The organism is Rhizobium sp. 3T7, from assembly GCF_020166565.1.
In the GTDB taxonomy this organism is placed as follows: Bacteria; Pseudomonadota; Alphaproteobacteria; order Rhizobiales; family Rhizobiaceae; genus Rhizobium.
On record NZ_JAIQXS010000017.1, the window covers coordinates 79918 to 98393 of the forward strand.

The following is an 18476-nucleotide window of genomic DNA, read 5'->3' on the forward strand; positions in this document are numbered from 1 at the left end:
CCTGAAAGCGCGGTTTCCTTAGAGGTCCTTCGGGAGGTCGGTACCGAGCCACTTCTGGGCGATGGCGTTCAGCGTGCCATCGGCCTTGGCGGTGGCGATGATGGCATTTACCTTTTCCAGAAGCGCCGGCTGCTCCTTGCTGAGGCCGATGTAGCAGGGGGAGTTCTTGATGAGGAACTTCAGTTCCGGGCGCTTCGGCGGGTTCTTGGCGAGGATGGCGGCGGCAACGACGTTGCCGGTCGCAACGGTCTCGACCTGACCGGAGAGGAAGGCGGAGATCGTGCCGTTGTTGTCCTCGTAGCGCTTGATCGTGGTATCGGCCGGCGCGATCTTCGTCAGCTCGAGGTCTTCGACAGCGCCGCGGGTGACACCGACGGTCTTGCCGGAAAGGTCTTCCACCTTGGCGACGGAAAGTTCGCCGGGCGCGAACACGCCGTTGAAGAACGGAGCATAGGCTGCCGAGAAATCGATGACCTTTTCACGGTCCGGATTCTTGCCAAGACTGGAAATGACCAGATCGACCTTGTTCGTCTGCAGGTAGGGAATGCGGTTGGCGCTGGTGACTGGCACGAGTTCGCTCTTAACACCAAGCTTTTCGGCGATCAGGTTGGCCACGTCGATATCGTAGCCCATCGGCGCCATGTCGGTGCCGACGCTGCCAAAAGGCGGGAAATCCTGCGGCACGGCGACGCGCAGCGTGCCACGCGCGGTGATGTCGCCGAGCGCATCGGCATGGGACGCGGAAGCGAAGCCGACGGCGGCTGCCAGCGTTGCGATTGCAAAAAATGTTCTTCTTGTCAGCATGTGTTCATTTCTCCTTTGAGGTTGCGTTTTTTCGTGTGCTCGACGGTTGGGCGGGCACGGTCCTGGGAGGGAGCGACAGGGAGTTGCGCAGTTCCGACAGAGGGTCCGGGCGCGTCGTGAGATCCAGGCCGGTCTCCACCTCGTCCAGATGTTCGACGGAGAGCTCGGCGGCCCTGACGAAATCGCCGGCCTCCATCGCTTCGAAAATACGGCAGTGTCCCTCATGGGACTGCCCGGCATGGAACTCCGACTGGTAGAGCATCGAGATGAGGATCGTGCGGGCGGTGAGGTCGCGCAGGATTTCGACAAGGATCGTGTTGCCGGCAAGTTCGGCAATGCGGATATGGAAATCACCCATGAGGCAGGTGAGGCGCTGGCGGTCGCCGGCGGCCATCGCAGCCTTTTCCTCGTCCAAGTGGGCGGCAAGAACCTTGCGCCCCTCGTGCGTGAGCGTGCGCATGCCCCGCAGCAGGCCGGACTCGATGGCGCGCCTTGCTTCATAGACAGTCATCGCCTCTTCGGCGGACGGCTCGACCACGAACCAGCCCCGTCGAGGGCTTACTGTGACGATGCCACGCGTTTCGAGCCGCATCATCGCCTCCCGCACCCGGGTCCGGGACACGCCGAAAACCGACGCCAGCTGATTTTCGCTCAGCCGCGTGCCGGGCCTGATCCGGGCGGATAGAATGCCCGAGATGATGGCCTCTTCGATGTGGTTCTGCGTGGTCTCAGCTGTATGGCTATCTTGCATACAAGACGGGTAAGCAAGGTGCATGCCAGTCTAATGAAATTAATAATATCAACTCATTAGAGAAGTATTGGGGCGCATTCGCCTAGATCATGGTCATATGTGTTGGGCCGCAGCCAAAATTTTGAACTTTTCGCTCCGTTATTGCTGCACTCACAAGCAGCTCGGCGACGCGATCGCGGAGATGGCGCGTAAATACCGTCGTCGGCGACCTCCGGATCAATCTCACCAAGGCGTCTGGCCTGCTCGGCGCTCCAAGAAGCATGCCTTTGGCAAATCCAACGCGACCTGGATCACGCATTCGCGAACGAGTGTCGCCGGACTTTGGCACAGGCGATCCTGTCGCACGTTGCGCCTGCCGGCGGCGTCACCCTTGAAAATCCAGCACGTGAGCCAATCCGTGAAGCGCCGGACTTTGGCCAGTGATCATTCTTGATGCCAACGTCCTTTCGGAACTGCTTAGGCCTTCTCCCGCCCCGCTGTCGTCGAATGGCTTTCCAACCAGCCGCCTGCTGCCTTGTTTCCGACCGCGAGTCTCAACTGTCGAACAGTCGCCTCATCATGTGTCGGATATGCTCCTGCGCGCCGAAGAAGATGGCAGCAACGATGATCGTCTCACGATCCACTATCGGCAAGAACCAAACTGCGGCCTTGTCTCGCCCAAAAAGCGGATGCCCGGATAGATATTGGATCGCAATGTTCCAATCTAGCGGCGTCTCAGTCAGCCGCTGGATCGACAAACGTAGCGCGCGAATTCGGCCGGCAGCATGTTCCCCAGGGCCTCGTGCGCATGATCGCCAAGATCGCTATAGGCTGCGAAGAGATGATCAAATATGCGTTCAAGATCGCGCTCCGCTTCGGCCGAGTATTCAAGGTTCGACACGAAGAGCTTGCCGTTTCCGCGCAATCATGTCGTCAACTGCATCCGCCATTGCATCATCCGACAGCGTCGGTCCGTTTAACCGTCGATGGATCAGCTCCCTGGAGAACCGAACTCAGGCTTGAGTACCGCCCATTGTCGACAAGCGATCTGGCAAAGGCGTCCTGTTGCTCGGTCAGCGAGATCGATGATTTTACGCTTATAATAATCTCCTTGAGCTTCGAGGATTGCTACCCAGTCGCATATGTCAAGGGATTCCTTGATTCCTCTGTTTCCGATGTAATCGCTGTGAGGTCGAGGAACGAGTGGGGGGCGATGGCCGGGCTCGAGCCTGGGGAGCTCTCCGCGCACGGGCTGCGATCTGGATATCACCGAGGCGGCCAATCGCCGCGTCCCTTTGCCCGAGGCAATGGAGCAATCAAGGCGGCGAAATGAGAGCGTGGGAAGCCGGGCAATCCCAGGTCGTAAAGACATTCGATTAGGCCCTCCGCTCGCTGGCGTTGAGATTGATGCCGGTGTTCAACGCCAAGGCCGGAAACTTGCGCTAGGTTCGTCCCATTCCGAACCCGGTCAGCGGACGGATCTGCAGCAAGGCGACCCGACGAGATGCTGCAGTCGGCTCCCCGAAAAACCACGTGCCCGGGGTCATCGAAGATCATCGAGCTGTTCCCGAACGGACCTGGTCTGAAACCTCCACAAGTGGGCGATTTGACGCTCCAGCACCTTCATGAAGCCGGACTTTGAACGATCGGTCTAGAGGGCTCTTGGCAGGAACGTTTCCGATCGGTGCGCGTTGATTCTTTTATCCCGCGCTACTTGGCGCGAGCAACGTGAGGGAGGTTACTACCATGAAAGTCAGCAATTGCATGACCACCGATGTTCAGATCACCGATCCGGAACAGACATTACAGGATGTCGCCTTAATGATGGGACGTCTCGATGCCGGCGTTCTGCCGGTGGGTGATAATGACCGGCTTGTCGGCATAATCACCGATCGCGACATCGCCATTCGTGGCGTGGCAGAGGGTAAAGGCCCGGACGCAAAGGTGCGTGACGTGATGAGCACCGATGTCAAATACTGCTTCGACGACGAAGATGTCGAAGATGTCCTTCATAACATGGGCGATCTTCGAGTGCGGCGCTTGCCGGTACTGAACCGAAGCAAGCGGCTCGTCGGCATCATCTCGCTAGGCGATCTGGCTATGACGGGCGACACCATGGAAACAGGCAGGGCACTGAGTGGCATCTCGCAACGCGGCGGCGCACATTCACAGACGGCCCACTGACGGTCCGTGTGGCGCCATAGCAAACCTGCCGGCAGGCCCGCGGCCATCTGCTCACCCAATGCTTGCACCATTGCCTTTGGGCGCAAGGCCGCTGCAATGACGCGCATAAGGACGCCTGGCACAGCTCTTTTGTCATGCGTCCAAATGCCAGCCGGAAACGACACTTGACCTGGCGACCAAATGAGAACAAAATAAGAACATTCAATGGAGGTTCTCATGAGCCATACCGAACAGGTTATTGCAAACGCTTTGGCAGTTGTTGCAGCCAGCCGCGCGGAACGTGAACGTGATGCCGAACGCCGCAAGCGCGTTTTTGGCAAGATCGACATCGGCCGCCCGCTGCCTTCGATCAAAGGCCAGCAACTCAGCCTGGACCTGCACTGATGCTGCCCATGACAAAGGAAGACGTCGACTTCGAAGTGCAGGCAGCGCTCGCTTGGCACGACGACGACGTAAATGCGACCATCGCGACGCTTCTCGAGGACATCAGGCATCTGCGTCACCAGCTCGCCTTGACTGAGGGCGTCATCAGCCGTGGCATGACGCGTGGCTGGAAGCCGGAGTTCGAACGGAAATAGACATGCGTCACCGCCGCGGCATCAATCTGGCGTTGCCTGTGGACTATGCCGTCAACCTTGATCGCGAAACACTCGGATCGTTACCGGAAATGTTCGTGCTCCTGGCCACCTGTCCTTTATGCCTAAAGAGCACCCCGCTCGATCGATGGGAGCTTGGCAGGCGGATAGGCAAACACGTAACCCTTGCCACTTTGGCCAGGAGACTAAAATGCTCCGGCTGCGGGAACCATGCCGGCAACGGATTGCTTCTGGGGCAACTGCCGCGAGACTGACAGGAGCAGTCGAACTTCGCGGCCAAAAACGGGGTGGGTTCAAGGATGAAGCAGGTGGAGCCGGATGAAGCCGAAAGACCTGCAACCGTCGGGAACCAGGGCTCGAAACGAGCCACGAGCCCATAGGAGAAGGCCAATGGTCAGCGAAGCAGATTGGAATCCGGTTCACCCTGCGCAAAAGGATGCAGATACGCCTCCATGGAATGGTCGATCATGTCCTTGGAGATATCGACAAGGTCGAAGAGCCGCAGTTGAAGGCGATGTTTGAAACCGCGGCCGAAGGGCTGCTCGGTCTCAGGAACGCCTTCAGCGACTACGAACAGAAAACGAGACGGCCTGGCATTCGTCCGCAAATGCAGGTGTCAACAACGCAGGCGGTTGAGACCGGGTTGGCTAAACTAGGTCTACGATCCTTCCTGCGAGGAACCCGGCCCCGCGAACCGTCGAACGTACTCCCACCGGCCTGATTGAGCCTTCCACATGAAAGCCCGAATATCGTCTTCAAGCTCGGGTCATCTCGACCATCGTCGGACGGAAACCCAAGGAGGCGAATAGGCTCCGTGCAGCTTCGTTTCCGTATGCTGTAGACAGTACGATCCGCTCGGCGCCCCGCATATCCATTTCGACAACGACTGCGTCGAGCAGCATCCGACCAACACCCTCGCGCCGACGTGCCGGATCAACGAACAGATCGTGGATAACGCCCGCCGGACCACGTAGAGACATGTAGTCGGCTCCTTCCAAAGCCGCGTACGCATATCCTAGGATCATGCTGTCTTCTTGCGCGACGAGGACGACAGCATCGGCTCGGTTCAACTCGCGTTCGAGGAAGTTCGCGTATTTTGTTGGGGTGTTCGTCATGGTTGCGATAAAGCGCGCCGGGTCGAGCTCGTGGTGGAGCTCGACAAGGAGCGCACCGAAACAACCAAGTACAGCCGCGTCCGCCGAGGTAGCGGGACGGATTTTTACCGTGGATCTGATTGATGCCGTCGTCATTTCTCAGTGAAGTCTATGCCATGTCCGAGGCCACCGCTAGCCAGTTTGATCCTCGCCGTGCTTTCTGATCGGCGTCCTGCCTGACGTCGCACAAGTCGCCGCGTTGCCGAATCAATCATGCCGTCCCGACGGGCGCCTGCAGCCGCGAGGACAGATCACCTTGCAAGGCCGCCTGTCCGGCTGACGTCTTGGCCCCCCGATGCGCGCCCCGTCCTATTCGGGCACGCACCAAGACTGCTACCAAATGACTGCGCTGGTTCGTCTCCGACCACGCGCTATTTCTGGTTCTCATCGCAATGATCGCAGCGGGTCACCAACGTACTCTTGTACCGGTCGAGCGGCGACGAGACGCAGCAATTTCTACTTGTGGCAATCCAAAGCCGTCTTTGAGGAAAGGGAGCAACAAATATGTCAATGACACTCAGAAACATGACTCACGCAGAATGCCTGGAAATGCTCGAAGGCGCGCACTACGGGCATCTGGCCTGCTGCAACGAAGGGCAACCATACCTCGTCCCCATCTACTTCGCGTTCCACGCAAGAGTAGCCTATAGCTTCTCGATGCCAGGACGCAAAGTCGAATGGATGCGCCGAAACCCGAACGTCTGTCTTCAGGTCGAGGAATGGCCGTCAAAGGGAAGCTGGAAAAGCGTGGTGCTCAATGGCAGGTTTCAGGAACTGCCGGACGACGAGGCCTGGCATGAGGAACGCCTTCATGCCTGGTCCTTGCTGGAAAAGCGTCTGAACTGGTGGGAGATCGGATCGCTGAGGCCGAACGAGGCTCCTCCGGCGAGTGTTCCCGCCCATCTCTTCTACGGCATCTATTTGAACGACGTCTCCGGCCGGATTGCCACGCAATTGGAATAGAACCCACCTTTGCGAAGCAACCGCGCCGGGCGCCTGTTGAACTCCTCTGGCCGACGGCGAGATTGTCGAACCTCAACCACCACCGCCGAATTTCCAGTCACGGTCCCAGGCAAACAACGGCCGGTCGTGACGTTGGGCCGATGCCCAAGGATCGGCAATACGCCAAAGGTGTTCAGGGCTCGCGCCCAGTTTCACTCATTGCTACACCCGTTATTGACGCCTTCACCGGCTTGCCACCTAAGCCGTTGGGGAAGACTTCGGTTCGTCAATAATCGACGGGGTCTCTGATAATGGGGCATGTCATGCAATGGCCGCCGCCACGTCCGCGTCCGAGCTCCGCGCCAGTAATGGTGATGACCTCGATGCCTTCCTTGCGAAGCAAGGTGTTCGTATAGGTGTTGCGGTCATAGGCATAGACGACGCCCGGTGCGGCACAGACGAGATTGGCGCCGCTGTCCCACTGGGTGCGTTCGCGCACATAGTCGTTGCCACCAGTTTCGACGACCCGCAGCTTTCTCAGTCCCAGAGCGTCACGTACCGTCTCGACAAAGCTACCCTTGTCCTTGTGCAGTTCGACACCGCCCTTGCCGTCCGGCCGATAAGAAAAGGCATCGATGCTATTGACAATATCTGGATAGAGCAGCACGCAGTCTCGGTCTGCGAAGGTAAACACCGTGTCGAGATGCATGGCGGCGCGCAGCTTCGGCATGGCGGCGACGATCACGCGCTCGGCAGCCCCCTTCTCGAACAGCGCGGCCGCGACCTGGCTGATCGCCTGGCGTGACGTGCGTTCGCTCATGCCGATCAGGACATTGCCCTTGCCAATGGGCATAACGTCGCCACCCTCGAGCGTGGCAAGGCCCCAGTCCTTGGTCGGATCACCCCACCAGACGTTGACTTTGCCAGCGAAATCCGGATGGAACTTGTAAATTGCGGTGGTGAGAATGGTTTCTTCGTGACGCGCGGGCCAGTAGAGCGCGTTCAGCGTGACGCCGCCATAGATCCAGCAGGTCGTGTCACGCGTGTAGAGCGTGTTCGGTAGCGGCGGCAGCAGGTATTCATTGACGCCGGCTGCATCGCGAATAAGAGCCAGCTGCTCGCCACCGATCGCCTCGGGGAACTCGTAGGTCGAGAGACCGCCGATCAGCGTTTCGGCAAGATCACGGTCAGACAGCCCTTCGAGATAGGAGCGCACTTCGCCGAGCAGGCCGAGGCCAATCTGGTTGGGGGCGACCTGATGGTCGAGAATCCACTTCTTGGCTTCGGGCACGGCGACTGTCTGAGCCAGAAGATTGTGCATTTCCACGACCTCGATACCGCGGTCGCGCATCTTGTTCATGAAGTCGAAATGGTCGCGCTTGGCATTGTCGACCCACAGCACATCGTCAAACAGCAGCGCGTCGCAATTGGTCGGTGTCAGCCGCTGGTGGGCACGTCCGGGAGCGCACACCAGCACCTTGCGCAACTGCCCAACTTCGGAATGGACGCCAAGGGCCCGAGGAGTGGAACTTGCAGAAGACATGCTTTTCCTCCTTTTCAGATTGTCAGGTATCCGGTGGCCAAAGCAATGATCGCGACAATGCAACCTATAACGGCTGCGGCGAAGATTACCCAGTCTACGGTTGTGTTGAAGATCTGCTTGCCCTGCTCCCGCCGCGCCCAGAAGTAGAGAACTGTCCCGGGCGCATAAAGAAGAGCCGATAGCAGGACGAACTTCATGCCGCCTGCAACGATCATGAAGATCGTGTAGATGGCGGCAATGCCCGCGATGATAAGATCCCGGTTGCGTTCCGCCGGCCTGACGTCATAGGTCAGTCGCCGCTTCGCCAACAGAAAGCCGAATGCGGCGACAAAAAGATACGGGATTAGCGACATGGCGCTGGTCAGGTTCAGCATTAGCGCGAAGGCATCCCGGGACCAGTAGGTGCTGATGACGAAAAGCTGGACGATGCCATTGGTCAGCCAAAGGGCCGCCGCTGGAACCTTGTTTTGGTTTTCCGTACCAAACAGACGGGGCATGTCGTTCGTGCGTGCGGCGATGTACAGCACTTCGGCGCACACCAGCGACCAGGCAAGATAGGCACCCAGCACCGAAACGATGACGCCGACGCTGATAAAAACCGCACCCCAGGGGCCGACCACGGCGGCAAGCACGCCCGCCATCGAGGGTTGGCTCATAGCGGCGATCTCGGGGCGCTGGAGGACCGCATAGGGCAGCAGCGTAACGAGGACCATCAGCGCGGACACGCCGATGAAACCCATGATCGTCGCCGTGCCGACATCGGCGCGCGTCTGCGCGTAGCGGGAGTAGTTGCTGGCGCCCTCGATACCGATGAAGACGAACACGGTTGCCAGCATCGTCGCCCGAACCTGCTCCAGGAGCGAGGCTTCGGGCATGCCTTCGCCACCCCAGAAGTTCAGTCGGAACAGGTCAAGTTTGAAAAAGACGAAAAGGATGATGATGAAGGCGATGATGGGTACAACTTTTGCGACCGTCACAACAGTGTTGATGAGGGCCGCCTGCTGAATGCCCTTCAGGATCATGAAGTGGAACAGCCAGATTCCAATCGACGCGACGACGATCGCGACCACCGTGTTGCCGTCGCCGAAGATCGGGAAGAAGCCGCCGAGTGTTGATTTGATCAGGACCCAGTAGGAGACGTTGCCGATACAGCTGCCGATCCAGTAGCCGAAGGCTGAGAGAAAGCCCGGATAGTCGCCGAAGCCTTCCTTGGCATAGGCATAAACACCAGCATCAAGGTCGGGCTTGCGTTCGGCAAGCGCCTGGAAAACACGCGCCAGCATGTACATGCCACCACCGGCAATGCACCAGGCGATGATCGCGCCAAACGGACCCGTTGCCATACCAAAAGTACGTGGCAGAGAGAAAATTCCGGCTCCTACCATAGAGCCGACCACCATTGCGGTGAGAGAGAATAGTGAGAACTTCTGCTGCGAGTCTGCCATTTGAGAAAACCTCTCAGTTCAAGCATTATCTCTGTTCAGCTGTCAGTTTGATGTAAGGCTTTTGTATCCTTTGCAGGGCACGGTTTTGCCCTTATGAGTTGTCTCAGGCTATATGCTAATCCCGCCGTTTGCAATTTCGAATATAGCCGCGGCTGCACTTAGAAATAGCAGGGCGAAAGCGGCCTTTTCCCAGTGGTTAAAGACTCCCTTGCGTTGCTCCCTTCTCGCCAAGGCAAAAAGAACCGTACCGGGACAATAGAGAAGAGCGGTGAGAAGCAGATGCTTCGCGCCAGCTGCGTATATCAGACCACTCGTGTAGATCAGTGCCAGCAACGATTGCATAAATTCTGTTCGACTGGGGCTTCGTCCTATTTCTTTGAAAGGCATCTGACTCCAACTGAGTTTGACGCCATAGGCTGCAACAAAAAAATACGGGATCAATATCATTGAACTCGTCATCGCTACCGCCAATGTGAAGGCGTATTGCGTAAAAAGCGTAACGATAAGAAATAGCTGAACCAGGATATTTGTTAGCCAAAGTGCATTGGCAGGCACGCCCCGACTGTTTTCTCTTGATAGAAAACGAGGCATCGTCTCGTATTTTGACGCGGAGTATAAAATCTCTGCGGCGAGCAGAACCCAGGCGAGATATGCGCCAGCGACAGAGATGATCAACCCCAGGCTGACGAACACGGCGCCCCACGGGCCCACTGCCGCGGCAAGGACACCCGCCATGGAGGGATTGCGAAGCTGGCCAAGCTCAGCGGGCGATAATATGCCGTACGACAGCAATGTGACGGCTAGCATCAAGCCCAAGACAAGCAGAAATCCTCCTACCGTGGCGATCCCGACGTCTGACCTGCTCTTGGCATATCGCGAATAAACGCTTGCACCCTCGATGCCGACGAAGACGAATACTGTGACCAGCATGGTGCTGCGCACTTGTTCAGCGATTGCAGTAAAGGTGCGATCACCACTTCCCCAGAATCCGCTGCTGAAGGCCTCCCATTTGAAGGCGAGAAACACCAGGACGATGAAAACCATGATTGGAATGAGCTTTGCGGCTGTTACGACAGCGTTTAAAGCGGCAGCTTGGCGGATGCCTTGAAGAATGAGCCAGTGCATTCCCCACAGCAGGCATGAAGAGGTCGCTACTGCAATGACCGTATTTCCATCTCCGAAAATTGGAAAGAACAACCCGAGGGTCGATTTTATGAGAACAAAATACGATACGTTCCCTAAAAGAGCAGCACTCCAGTAACCGAGCGCCGACAAGAAGCCGGCGTAGTTGCCAAATCCCTCCTTGGCGTAAGCATATATACCCGCGTCAAGGTCAGGTCGCCGCTCTGAAAGAGTTTGGAACACGAAAGCGACCATCAGCATCCCGACACCGGCAATTGTCCAGGCAATCATCGCACCCAGCGGTCCGGTCGCTCTGCCGAAGGCTTGAGGCAGGGAGAAAATTCCCGCGCCGACCATGGAACCAACCACGATCCCCATCAGTGTCCAGGCGGAAAACTTGGTCTCATGAGAAGAACTGGACATGCTTGCTCCAATGAGAACACAAGGGGCAAAACGCCTTCAACTGGCAACTGGCCGCGCCGGCTCCGGTTGCGCCAACCAGAGGGACCACTGCGCACCTGGTGCTGTTCGCAAAGCCAATTTATCCATCAGTCGCCGAACCGGGCCCTGAGGATCTATTTCTGCGTGTATGCATATTGCGCGGTCCTTAAAAAAATCAAATGCCTTGTCGGACAGTTCCTTGACAATCCCGAGATCAGGTGTCGCCGCACCATGTATTCCAAGCAGTCGCAGCCGGTTGGCCTTGGCTCCGCTACCGCCCCAACGGGCCGCGGCCGTGTTTTTTCTGAACGAGGCACCACTCGACGCGGAATGGACAGGGATGCCTGGTTAATGGTACTGAATGCTAACAGCCAATAGTGATTTCGTTTTCCGAAACTGACCTGCGAGTAAGCCGCTTTCCGGGGACGAGACGACATGATCGCCGTGCTATTGAGTTTGCGTTACGTGATGGCGCTGGCATCTGTCGGTGTCATCGCCGCGTCTTTCCTGATGTTCTGGGAAGGCCTTCTCACAATCTGGGACGCGTTCGCCTACATTCGAACTGATCCAGACCAAGCCGTCGTTACTGCGGTCCTGCAGGGCACAGACAAGCTGTTGTTCGGTATCGTGCTGGTAATTTTCGGCTGCGCGATCACCGTAGGATTTGTCATTGACCCGTCTTCGCCCTGGCGAAAGAAATTGCCGGAATGGATGGTAATTGAAGGCATCGCCGAGCTTAAGAATCTTTTCTTTCAGATGATTATTCTCTATCTCGTCGTCCACTTCGTGACGTTGGTTGCGGAGACTGCCGATACCATGCCGCAATGGAACGCGCTGGTCTTGCCTGTCGCTATTGTCTTATTGGCCGCGGCAATGAAAATAATCGCAACCGTTTCGTCGCACCCGCGTCCCGCTGCGGTTAAGACAGATGCTGAGAGCGGCGATGTCACATCGCGCTCTTAAAGTCGCCTTTCAGGCATTCCTTGTCGCACCGGGATGACGAACTGTTGGCGAAAACGGACGGCGGGTTCGCCGTCACGCCTCGTCGGCCTAAACATATCCGTATCGAGCACGCGCCATCAGAGCCAATTGCTGTGAGCTTTCATCGCAGGAGCAAGCCCTGCGGGCGGCTTGATCGTCCAATCAATTGATCAAGACCAGCCACTGTCCTCGACGGCGGTTGGCGCCTCGTCCGGCATCGTTGTGACCTGGAGTTCTTCTGTTGCTCTCAGATCCAGCGTTCCCCAGATCGATGGTTTCTGGTTGCCAGACCTTGGCTTTCGGGGACGGCTTGATTTCGACGGTGAACGGCTTTGTCTGTTTGCGCATGGATCCTCCTCCGAGCGACGAATCGCGGCGCCACGATAGCCTCTGCAATGGCACATGTAATCGGGCCGAGAATGCAAAAGGGAGAGCACCTAGGGTGCTGCCGGTCGCAAGCCGCTTCACCGCTGATCCGTTTTTCGAATGTGGTCATCCGTTCGCGATCGCCATTTTGCGCTCCTTTCCCTCTATGCTGGCGCTCCCTCTGCGTTCTCGATGAGGCATGTCTGACCGGACACCGGCTACGCCTCGATCGTCGTCTCGCAACGGCCAGCCCCAGATTTCTTACCCCTGGCGCTGCGCATCCATTCCTCTCCAACTAACAAATCTGCGACTTTCCGCCCTCCATTTCATTACGGCCCTATGACCCACCCCATTGCGCGAGCGCAACGTGGACCCCGGGGGTGCGGTCCAATCGTCTCCGGTCCTTGCGACAGCCATCGAGGCCGCAATGGTGCGGCCCGAAACTGCGAAAAGGAAAACGACAATGGCAACCATCGGCATCTTCACCACCAGCGAAAACGGCTTCGACGGCTCGATCCGCACGCTTGCCCTTAACGTCAAGGCTCGCATAGCCCGCATCGAAAACCCCTCCGACAAGGGTCCGCACTTCCGCATCTACGCCGGCAATGTCGAGCTCGGCGCCGCCTGGCAGAAGACCTCCGAACAGGGCCGCGACTATCTCTCGGTCAAGCTGGACGACCCGAGCTTCCCCGCTCCGATCTACGCCACGCTGGCCGAAGTCGAAGGCGAAGACGGCCTGCAGCTGATCTGGTCGCGGCCCAACCGCGACTGAGCTCCTCGAGGCTCCACCCATCGGGCGGGGCCTCTGCCTTTTTCCGCTATTGTTCCTTATTGGATGAAAATGGATGGAAAAATGGAGCCCGGTATGTCATATCCCATTCGGATGGAAACGGATGGGATAATGGATGACGATCCTTGACCTCACGAAATTGCACATCACGCCTGAGATCCTGTCGTTGATCGCCGAGATCGACGAATTCAAAGGTGCGTGGCGAGCGCTTGGCCGGATTGCGCCAGACCGGCTCTCCAGCTTGCGGCGGGTGGCGACGATCGAAAGCATCGGATCGTCTACCCGTATCGAGGGCGCAAAACTGAGCGACCGCGAAGTCGAGAGGCTGCTCTCGAACCTGCGTATCGGCTCATTCACCAGCCGAGACGAACAGGAGGTCGCAGGCTATGCCGAGGTGATGGAAACGATCTTCTCTGCCTTCGACGCGATCCCGCTTGACGAAAATCACATCCGCCAACTCCATCGTGATCTACTCGCACACTCGACCAAGGATGAGCGACATAGGGGAAACTGGAAAACCCTTGCCAACAACGTCGAAGCCTTCGACGAAGATGGGCGAAGCCTGGGCGTCGTCTTCGCGACAGCATCCCCCTTCGATACGCCGGGCCGGATGTCGGAATTGGTGTCCTGGCAACAGGCCCAGGAGAAGGATGGGACGTTTCACCCTCTGCTCATCGTCGCTGTCTTCGTCGTGGTCTTTCTGGAAATCCATCCATTCCAGGACGGCAATGGCCGCCTGTCGCGAGCCTTGACCACTTTGCTGCTCCTTCGGGCGGGCTATACTTACGTGCCCTACAGCTCTCTCGAAAGCGTTGTCGAGCAGAACAAGGAAGCCTATTACCTTGCGCTTCGTCGAACGCAGGGCACGATCAGGACAGATCAACAGGACTGGAATCCGTGGGTCGAGTTTTTCCTCCGGAGCCTGCAGCGCCAGAAGCAGCGGCTCGAGCGCAAGATCGAGCGTGAACGCATCCTGCTGGGCGACCTGCCAGAGCTGTCCGTCTCGATCCTCGAACTGGCGCGTGAGCGCGGGCGCGTTACGGTGATGGACGCGGCCAAGGCCACAGGCGCAAGCCGCAACACCGTCAAGGATCATCTTCGGGCGTTGACAGAGCAGGGACATCTGACCCTTCATGGAGCGGGTCGTGGGACCTGGTACGGCCTGAGCTAAAGCCGGAGTGATCGGTCCGCCGATGCGCCGAGATCGGAGCTATGCCCCAACTGCGCGCGGCCGCCATTGTCACATCCCTTAGCCGGACGTTAGCGGCGCTCCATTCGCGGGCTCGATGAGGCATGTCTGACCAGAGAAACGGCTCCGCCTCGATCGCCTTCCCGCAACGGCCATCCGAAACTTTCTTCCCCTGACGGCTCCGCCGCCATTCCTCGCGCGGCAACAAAGTTCCTCCCGGCCGCCCTCCATTTCATTACGGCCCTATGACCCGCCCCATTGCGCGAGCGCAACGTGGATCCCGGGGGTGCGGTCCAATCGTCACCGGTCCTTGCGACAGCCATCGAGGCCGCAATGGTGCGGCCCGAAACTGCGAAAAGGAAAACGACAATGGCAACCATCGGCATCTTCACCACCAGCGAAAACGGCTTCGACGGCTCGATCCGCACGCTTGCCCTTAACGTGAAGGCTCGCATAGCCCGCATCGAAAACCCCTCCGACAAGGGCCCGCTCTCTGCATAATCGACATTATGTGGAGCTCCACATAATGTCGAGTTTGGTGCGGCCTGGCAGAAGCACTCCAGCGAGAGCAACCGCGACTACCTCTCAGTCAAGCTCGATGACCCGAGCTTCTCCGCTCCGATCTACGCGACAGCGATGTCGTCGGCCGCTGCTTCTGCCTTCAGTCCCAACCACCACTTGGACGGTTCAGTAAGGCCTTCTTCCTTCCCCTCCTCCGCGCGTTTGTTGCGCGTCGCAAGTCGTTTTACTGAGATCAGCCGGTCGAAATAACGCCCGCAAGATGTTCCCCCCGTTATGCTGGATCAGGCTGGACCTAGCCGCAGGCGAGGACGTGGTGGTCTTCCTTTTCGACCTCGCCAGTCCCGATCAATGCGGCCCTGTTCAGCTTTATGGACGTACTGGAAGCACACCAGCCATCCTTTCAAGGGCCGCAACAGCACGACACATGCCACTACGGTCAAAGGCAAAGTTGAAACGAGATGTACCCAAAGCCGGGGGGGTAAAGGTCAGTTGGAGCCACAGAGCAAATGCGAGCGCCGGGGCTGCGACGATGCTCATGGCGAAAAACGCGGGGCCATCCGCAGGGTCGGCAAACGCGTAATCCAAACCACATACTCACAAGATGGAGCCAATGATAGGAGCCCGTTAAACAAGTGTCCGCGTTGACACCGCGGGCAGCGCCCCTTGATTCCCGTGAGTGCTGGATTGGTGGTCTCGTTGTAGTCATTGGTCATCGCTTCGCCATTCACCACCGGGTGGCAGCGCTTATTCGAACTCGTCATGGGCGGGTTGCGTTCCCGTCATTATCCTCGTGCCACCCAGGCACGCCGACGGTTGACATGCCACGCGTGGAAAGCGGGTCGGCACGGAGGGGAACAATCGTCCAGTTTAACCCGGGCATTCGGCCCCCAGATCGATCCATGCCGAGATCAACGCCGCAAATTCCTGCTGGGACCCTGGGGGCGGAGCACGGCCGCTTCCCGGATGCCACGCCCAGCCAACGAGATGATCGGTCCCCATGTGACGGACCAGGTCAGCATGTGAACGATTGCCGTTGCGTCCTGGGTCCTTGACCTGCTGACATATTTCGCCGACGGTGAGCCCCTGCCAGGCCATGCTCGCAGGCGCGAGAGACCAGTGGGCATTGCCAGGTATCGACTTGAGGCGGCTTCCGACGACACTCCGGTTCTCCGGACCGTGACAGGTACTACACACGAGACCCGCAGGCCCCAGCGAACTATCGGCTGCAATCATCAGCGGGACGTGCGGATGCATGTCATCGCCCTGCGTTGGGCGGCGCGTCGCCGGGTGACAGTTGATGCACCGGGGATGCGTCAGGACACGGCTCGCCTCTTCGAAGATTGCTTTTGAGCGAGCAGCTTTGTCTTCGATCGAATTGAAGTCGGAAATGGCCTTCAAGCCGTTCTGTTGGGAGTTTTCAGCATTGGTCTGAAACGGGCCCAGGCCAGCAACGATCGCTATGGACGTCATGGCCGCCGTCACGAGGACGGCGATTGTTCTCTTCGTCATAATCACACCCTCCGCAACTTGGACTGGTCGATGGGCAGAGTGCGCAATCTCTCGCCGGTCGCCACGAAGATCGCGTTGAGCAACGATGGCGCAACGCCGGGTGTGCCGACTTCCCCGATACCTCCCGGAGCTTCCGAACTTGGAACGATGTAGACCTCGATCGACGGCGTCTCATGCATACGCAGGACCGGCGAGTCGTCGAAGTTGCTCTCAACGACAGCGCTGTTTTGTACGGTGATGCGGCCATAAAGTGCCGCGCTCAAGCCATAAATAATGCCGCTCTGGATTTGAGCCTCTATGGTGTCGGGATTGATGACCTGGCCGCAGTCGACAGCGCAGATGATACGGTCGGTGGTAAACCTTCCATTGTCGTCTATGCTCACCTGCGAGATCATGGCCGCGAAGCTGCCGAAGTCCTCAGAAAGTGCAATTCCCCTTCCCTTTCCTTTTGGAAGCGCGGCAGCCCAGTTGGCTTTCTCCGCCGCAAGGTTCAGGGCCCCGAGTAGCCGCGGCTTCTGCTGCAGCAGCCGCCTCCGGTATTCCAGCGGATCGATCCCGGCGATGTGAGCGAGTTCGTCGATGCTGCCTTCAACTGGCGGAATGTTGCGGGTCGCGCCGACGCCACGCCAGTTGCCCGTCAGCATCCCGTCCGGTGCTTCGTGACGTACGAAGTCGGTGTATTTGTTCGCGATATCGTAAGGCGATTCCGCACCCCCCATAATGTCGAGGTCTATCCCATCGCGGGTGAACGCCGGCAGCCAGCGTGCCATGACCGAAGGGCCGATGACGCGATGACGCCAGGAAACGGGCATGCCATCCCGCCCGAGCGTCGCGGTGACCTTGCTGTAGTTGAGATAGCGATAGCAGTCGTGGCGGATGTCCTCCTCCCGGCTCCACGTCACCTTGACCGGGCCGTCAACCTGTTTTGCGATCTTCGCCGCCAGTATGACGCCATCGACGTCCAGCCTTCGGCCGAAGCCCCCGCCGAGCAGATGGTTATGAACGACCACCTTCTCGACCGGGAGCCCGGTCACATCTGCAACGGCCTGGCGTGCCCGTCCCATCACTTGGGTGCCTACCCAAACGTCGCATCCATCGTTACGAACGTGGAGGGTACAGTTCATCGGCTCCATCGCCGTATGGGTAAGGATCGGCATGCGATACACGAATTGATGTACGGGCCCGTGCTCTGCCTCGGCCTTGGCGACGTCCCCCTCATCGATGTGCGCCAGGGCTTCGCCGCCAATCGCATCTTCGGCACGCCTTTCAAGCTCCGCCGATGAGAGGTCACCGTGTGGGCCGGCGTTCCACTCGATGGAGAGGGCTGCCAGCCCCTTGCGCGCAGCGCCCGTATTGTCGGCGACGACTGCAACGGCATCCTCGGTTCGGACCACCTGCTTGACGCCTTTGACCTTCGTAGCAGGCTCGTCATCGACCGAACCGAGCTTGCCGCCGAAATGGGGACAGATCGCAATCGCCGCATACGAGACGCCTTCCGGGCGCGCGTCGATCCCGAACTTGGCGGTCCCGTTAACCTTTTCCGGACTGTCGAGACGCCGGATGGACCTGCCTATCACGGCGAAGCTTGAGGCCGCTTTGAGCGGCACTTCCTGTGGCACGGCCTCCGAGGCGGCCGCCTCAATGAGGCTTCCATAGGCAGCGCGACGGCCGCTTTCCGCGTGGACAACATGCGCGGCTTCGGCTTTGCAGCTCCCGGGCTGGACGCCCCAACCGCGCGCAGCAGCATTCACCAGCACAATCCGCGTGGCGGCACCTGCCTTGCGCATTTGCTCGTAGACGGCACGGATGGCTACCGACCCCCCGGTAATTTGATCGCCAAGAAGTGGATTTGCATATCGGGTCGGATCTGCAGGCGCATGCTCGAGAACCACTTCTTCAAGCGGGACTTCCAACTCCTCCGCAAGGAGCATGGCTACCGCCGTGTAGATACCTTGCCCCATCTCCACGGAAGGCATGATGAAAACGATCTTGCCCTTGGCGGGGATGCGGATGAACGGGCTCGGCTCCAACGCCGCGACCGCGGCGGAGGACTTTTCTGGTTGAAGACCGATGAGAAGTCCCGAGGCCGTCAGCGAGGCCCCGATGAGAAATTGCCGGCGCGAGATTGTGAGGTTGATTTTGTCGTGGAGCGACATGA

Annotated in this window: 16 protein-coding genes and 5 pseudogenes; 9 read left to right on the forward strand and 12 right to left on the reverse strand. The window is 58.6% G+C overall.

Annotation, left to right across the window (positions count from 1 at the left end; all coding sequences use genetic code 11):
* Positions 1-18: 18 nt before the first annotated feature.
* From K9B32_RS21405 to K9B32_RS21420, 4 genes and pseudogenes are all read right to left on the reverse strand, one after another.
* Positions 19-804: a transporter substrate-binding domain-containing protein gene (locus tag K9B32_RS21405; RefSeq protein ID WP_224565783.1), complete on the reverse strand. Its 786-nt coding sequence runs from the start codon at positions 802-804 to the stop codon at positions 19-21.
* Between the two features lie 4 nt (positions 805-808).
* Positions 809-1555, reverse strand: coding sequence for a GntR family transcriptional regulator (locus K9B32_RS21410; RefSeq protein WP_224565785.1), 747 nt, complete (start codon positions 1553-1555; stop codon positions 809-811).
* 533 nt (positions 1556-2088) lie between these two features.
* Positions 2089-2435, reverse strand: a pseudogene (locus tag K9B32_RS21415) (type II toxin-antitoxin system RelE/ParE family toxin).
* A pseudogene (locus K9B32_RS21420) lies at positions 2422-2635 on the reverse strand (type II toxin-antitoxin system ParD family antitoxin). The pseudogenes K9B32_RS21415 and K9B32_RS21420 overlap by 14 nt, the downstream one beginning before the upstream one ends.
* A gap of 112 nt (positions 2636-2747) precedes the next feature.
* Between K9B32_RS21420 and K9B32_RS29160 the strand changes: the two are divergent.
* The 4 genes and pseudogenes from K9B32_RS29160 to K9B32_RS21435 all read left to right on the forward strand — a co-directional run.
* Positions 2748-2865, forward strand: a pseudogene (locus K9B32_RS29160) (integrase); the annotation flags it as partial.
* Between the two features lie 415 nt (positions 2866-3280).
* Entirely contained in the window at positions 3281-3718 is a 438-nt protein-coding gene (locus K9B32_RS21425; protein WP_224565787.1) for a CBS domain-containing protein, read from the forward strand.
* A gap of 216 nt (positions 3719-3934) precedes the next feature.
* Positions 3935-4102, forward strand: a complete 168-nt coding sequence (locus tag K9B32_RS21430) for a hypothetical protein (protein WP_007799735.1) — start codon at positions 3935-3937, stop codon at positions 4100-4102.
* Complete coding sequence (locus tag K9B32_RS21435) at positions 4102-4296, forward strand: hypothetical protein (RefSeq protein WP_183721417.1); 195 nt, start codon at positions 4102-4104, stop codon at positions 4294-4296. Before K9B32_RS21430 ends, K9B32_RS21435 begins: the two co-directional genes overlap by 1 nt.
* A 773-nt stretch (positions 4297-5069) precedes the next feature.
* Here the strand turns inward: K9B32_RS21435 and K9B32_RS21440 are convergent.
* Positions 5070-5564 (reverse strand): GNAT family N-acetyltransferase, encoded by a 495-nt coding sequence (locus K9B32_RS21440; protein ID WP_224565789.1) that lies wholly within the window; start codon positions 5562-5564, stop codon positions 5070-5072.
* Between the two features lie 408 nt (positions 5565-5972).
* Between K9B32_RS21440 and K9B32_RS21445 the strand changes: the two genes are divergently transcribed.
* A complete protein-coding gene (locus tag K9B32_RS21445) occupies positions 5973-6431 on the forward strand; it encodes a pyridoxamine 5'-phosphate oxidase family protein (RefSeq protein WP_224565791.1) in 459 nt (152 codons plus the stop codon).
* Positions 6432-6696: 265 nt separating this feature from the next.
* Here the strand turns inward: K9B32_RS21445 and arcA are convergent, their stop codons facing one another.
* The 3 genes from arcA to K9B32_RS21460 form a co-directional block, all read right to left on the reverse strand.
* Complete coding sequence (gene arcA, locus K9B32_RS21450) at positions 6697-7953, reverse strand: arginine deiminase (RefSeq protein ID WP_224565793.1); 1257 nt, start codon at positions 7951-7953, stop codon at positions 6697-6699.
* Positions 7954-7967: 14 nt separating this feature from the next.
* The gene (locus tag K9B32_RS21455; protein ID WP_224565795.1) at positions 7968-9398 is read right to left on the reverse strand and encodes a basic amino acid/polyamine antiporter; all 1431 of its coding nucleotides are present in this window, start codon (positions 9396-9398) and stop codon (positions 7968-7970) included.
* Between the two features lie 108 nt (positions 9399-9506).
* Positions 9507-10943 carry a basic amino acid/polyamine antiporter gene (locus K9B32_RS21460; protein ID WP_224565797.1) on the reverse strand — a complete coding sequence of 479 codons (1437 nt, stop codon included), beginning with the start codon at positions 10941-10943 and terminating at the stop codon, positions 9507-9509.
* Between the two features lie 453 nt (positions 10944-11396).
* Here K9B32_RS21460 and K9B32_RS21465 point away from each other — a divergent pair, with 453 nt between their 5' ends.
* Positions 11397-11924: a YqhA family protein gene (locus tag K9B32_RS21465; RefSeq protein WP_224565799.1), complete on the forward strand. Its 528-nt coding sequence runs from the start codon at positions 11397-11399 to the stop codon at positions 11922-11924.
* 180 nt (positions 11925-12104) lie between these two features.
* Here the strand turns inward: K9B32_RS21465 and K9B32_RS21470 are convergent, their stop codons facing one another.
* The gene (locus K9B32_RS21470) at positions 12105-12290 is read right to left on the reverse strand and encodes a hypothetical protein (RefSeq protein ID WP_224565801.1); all 186 of its coding nucleotides are present in this window, start codon (positions 12288-12290) and stop codon (positions 12105-12107) included.
* A gap of 481 nt (positions 12291-12771) precedes the next feature.
* Between K9B32_RS21470 and K9B32_RS21475 the strand changes: the two genes are divergently transcribed.
* The 3 genes and pseudogenes from K9B32_RS21475 to K9B32_RS21485 all read left to right on the forward strand — a co-directional run.
* The gene (locus K9B32_RS21475; protein ID WP_224565803.1) at positions 12772-13080 is read left to right on the forward strand and encodes a DUF736 domain-containing protein; all 309 of its coding nucleotides are present in this window, start codon (positions 12772-12774) and stop codon (positions 13078-13080) included.
* A 133-nt stretch (positions 13081-13213) separates the two neighbouring features.
* The gene (locus tag K9B32_RS21480) at positions 13214-14269 is read left to right on the forward strand and encodes a Fic family protein (protein ID WP_224565805.1); all 1056 of its coding nucleotides are present in this window, start codon (positions 13214-13216) and stop codon (positions 14267-14269) included.
* A 387-nt stretch (positions 14270-14656) separates the two neighbouring features.
* Positions 14657-14920, forward strand: a pseudogene (locus K9B32_RS21485) (DUF736 domain-containing protein); the annotation flags it as partial.
* A gap of 170 nt (positions 14921-15090) precedes the next feature.
* Here the strand turns inward: K9B32_RS21485 and K9B32_RS21490 are convergent.
* From K9B32_RS21490 to K9B32_RS21500, 3 genes and pseudogenes are all read right to left on the reverse strand, one after another.
* Positions 15091-15522, reverse strand: a pseudogene (locus tag K9B32_RS21490) (DUF983 domain-containing protein).
* Positions 15523-15676: 154 nt separating this feature from the next.
* Positions 15677-16318, reverse strand: a complete 642-nt coding sequence (locus K9B32_RS21495; protein ID WP_224565807.1) for an Isoquinoline 1-oxidoreductase subunit — start codon at positions 16316-16318, stop codon at positions 15677-15679.
* Between the two features lie 2 nt (positions 16319-16320).
* Complete coding sequence (locus K9B32_RS21500; protein ID WP_224565809.1) at positions 16321-18474, reverse strand: xanthine dehydrogenase family protein molybdopterin-binding subunit; 2154 nt, start codon at positions 18472-18474, stop codon at positions 16321-16323.
* Between the last annotated feature and the right edge of the window lie 2 nt (positions 18475-18476).

Bases quoted from the DNA above. Each gene is read 5' to 3' on its own strand.
- K9B32_RS21465 (WP_224565799.1), top strand. From the start codon at position 11,397: ATGATCGCCGTGCTATTGAGTTTGCGTTACGTGATGGCGCTGGCATCT.
- K9B32_RS21410 (WP_224565785.1), bottom strand. From the start codon at position 1,555: ATGCAAGATAGCCATACAGCTGAGACCACGCAGAACCACATCGAAGAG.
- K9B32_RS21500 (WP_224565809.1), bottom strand. From the start codon at position 18,474: ATGTCGCTCCACGACAAAATCAACCTCACAATCTCGCGCCGGCAATTT.
- K9B32_RS21445 (WP_224565791.1), top strand. From the start codon at position 5,973: ATGTCAATGACACTCAGAAACATGACTCACGCAGAATGCCTGGAAATG.
- K9B32_RS21430 (WP_007799735.1), top strand. From the start codon at position 3,935: ATGAGCCATACCGAACAGGTTATTGCAAACGCTTTGGCAGTTGTTGCA.
- K9B32_RS21440 (WP_224565789.1), bottom strand. From the start codon at position 5,564: ATGACGACGGCATCAATCAGATCCACGGTAAAAATCCGTCCCGCTACC.
- K9B32_RS21475 (WP_224565803.1), top strand. From the start codon at position 12,772: ATGGCAACCATCGGCATCTTCACCACCAGCGAAAACGGCTTCGACGGC.
- K9B32_RS21480 (WP_224565805.1), top strand. From the start codon at position 13,214: ATGACGATCCTTGACCTCACGAAATTGCACATCACGCCTGAGATCCTG.
- K9B32_RS21495 (WP_224565807.1), bottom strand. From the start codon at position 16,318: ATGACGAAGAGAACAATCGCCGTCCTCGTGACGGCGGCCATGACGTCC.
- K9B32_RS21435 (WP_183721417.1), top strand. From the start codon at position 4,102: ATGCTGCCCATGACAAAGGAAGACGTCGACTTCGAAGTGCAGGCAGCG.
- K9B32_RS21455 (WP_224565795.1), bottom strand. From the start codon at position 9,398: ATGGCAGACTCGCAGCAGAAGTTCTCACTATTCTCTCTCACCGCAATG.
- K9B32_RS21460 (WP_224565797.1), bottom strand. From the start codon at position 10,943: ATGTCCAGTTCTTCTCATGAGACCAAGTTTTCCGCCTGGACACTGATG.
- arcA (WP_224565793.1), bottom strand. From the start codon at position 7,953: ATGTCTTCTGCAAGTTCCACTCCTCGGGCCCTTGGCGTCCATTCCGAA.
- K9B32_RS21470 (WP_224565801.1), bottom strand. From the start codon at position 12,290: ATGCGCAAACAGACAAAGCCGTTCACCGTCGAAATCAAGCCGTCCCCG.
- K9B32_RS21425 (WP_224565787.1), top strand. From the start codon at position 3,281: ATGAAAGTCAGCAATTGCATGACCACCGATGTTCAGATCACCGATCCG.
- K9B32_RS21405 (WP_224565783.1), bottom strand. From the start codon at position 804: ATGCTGACAAGAAGAACATTTTTTGCAATCGCAACGCTGGCAGCCGCC.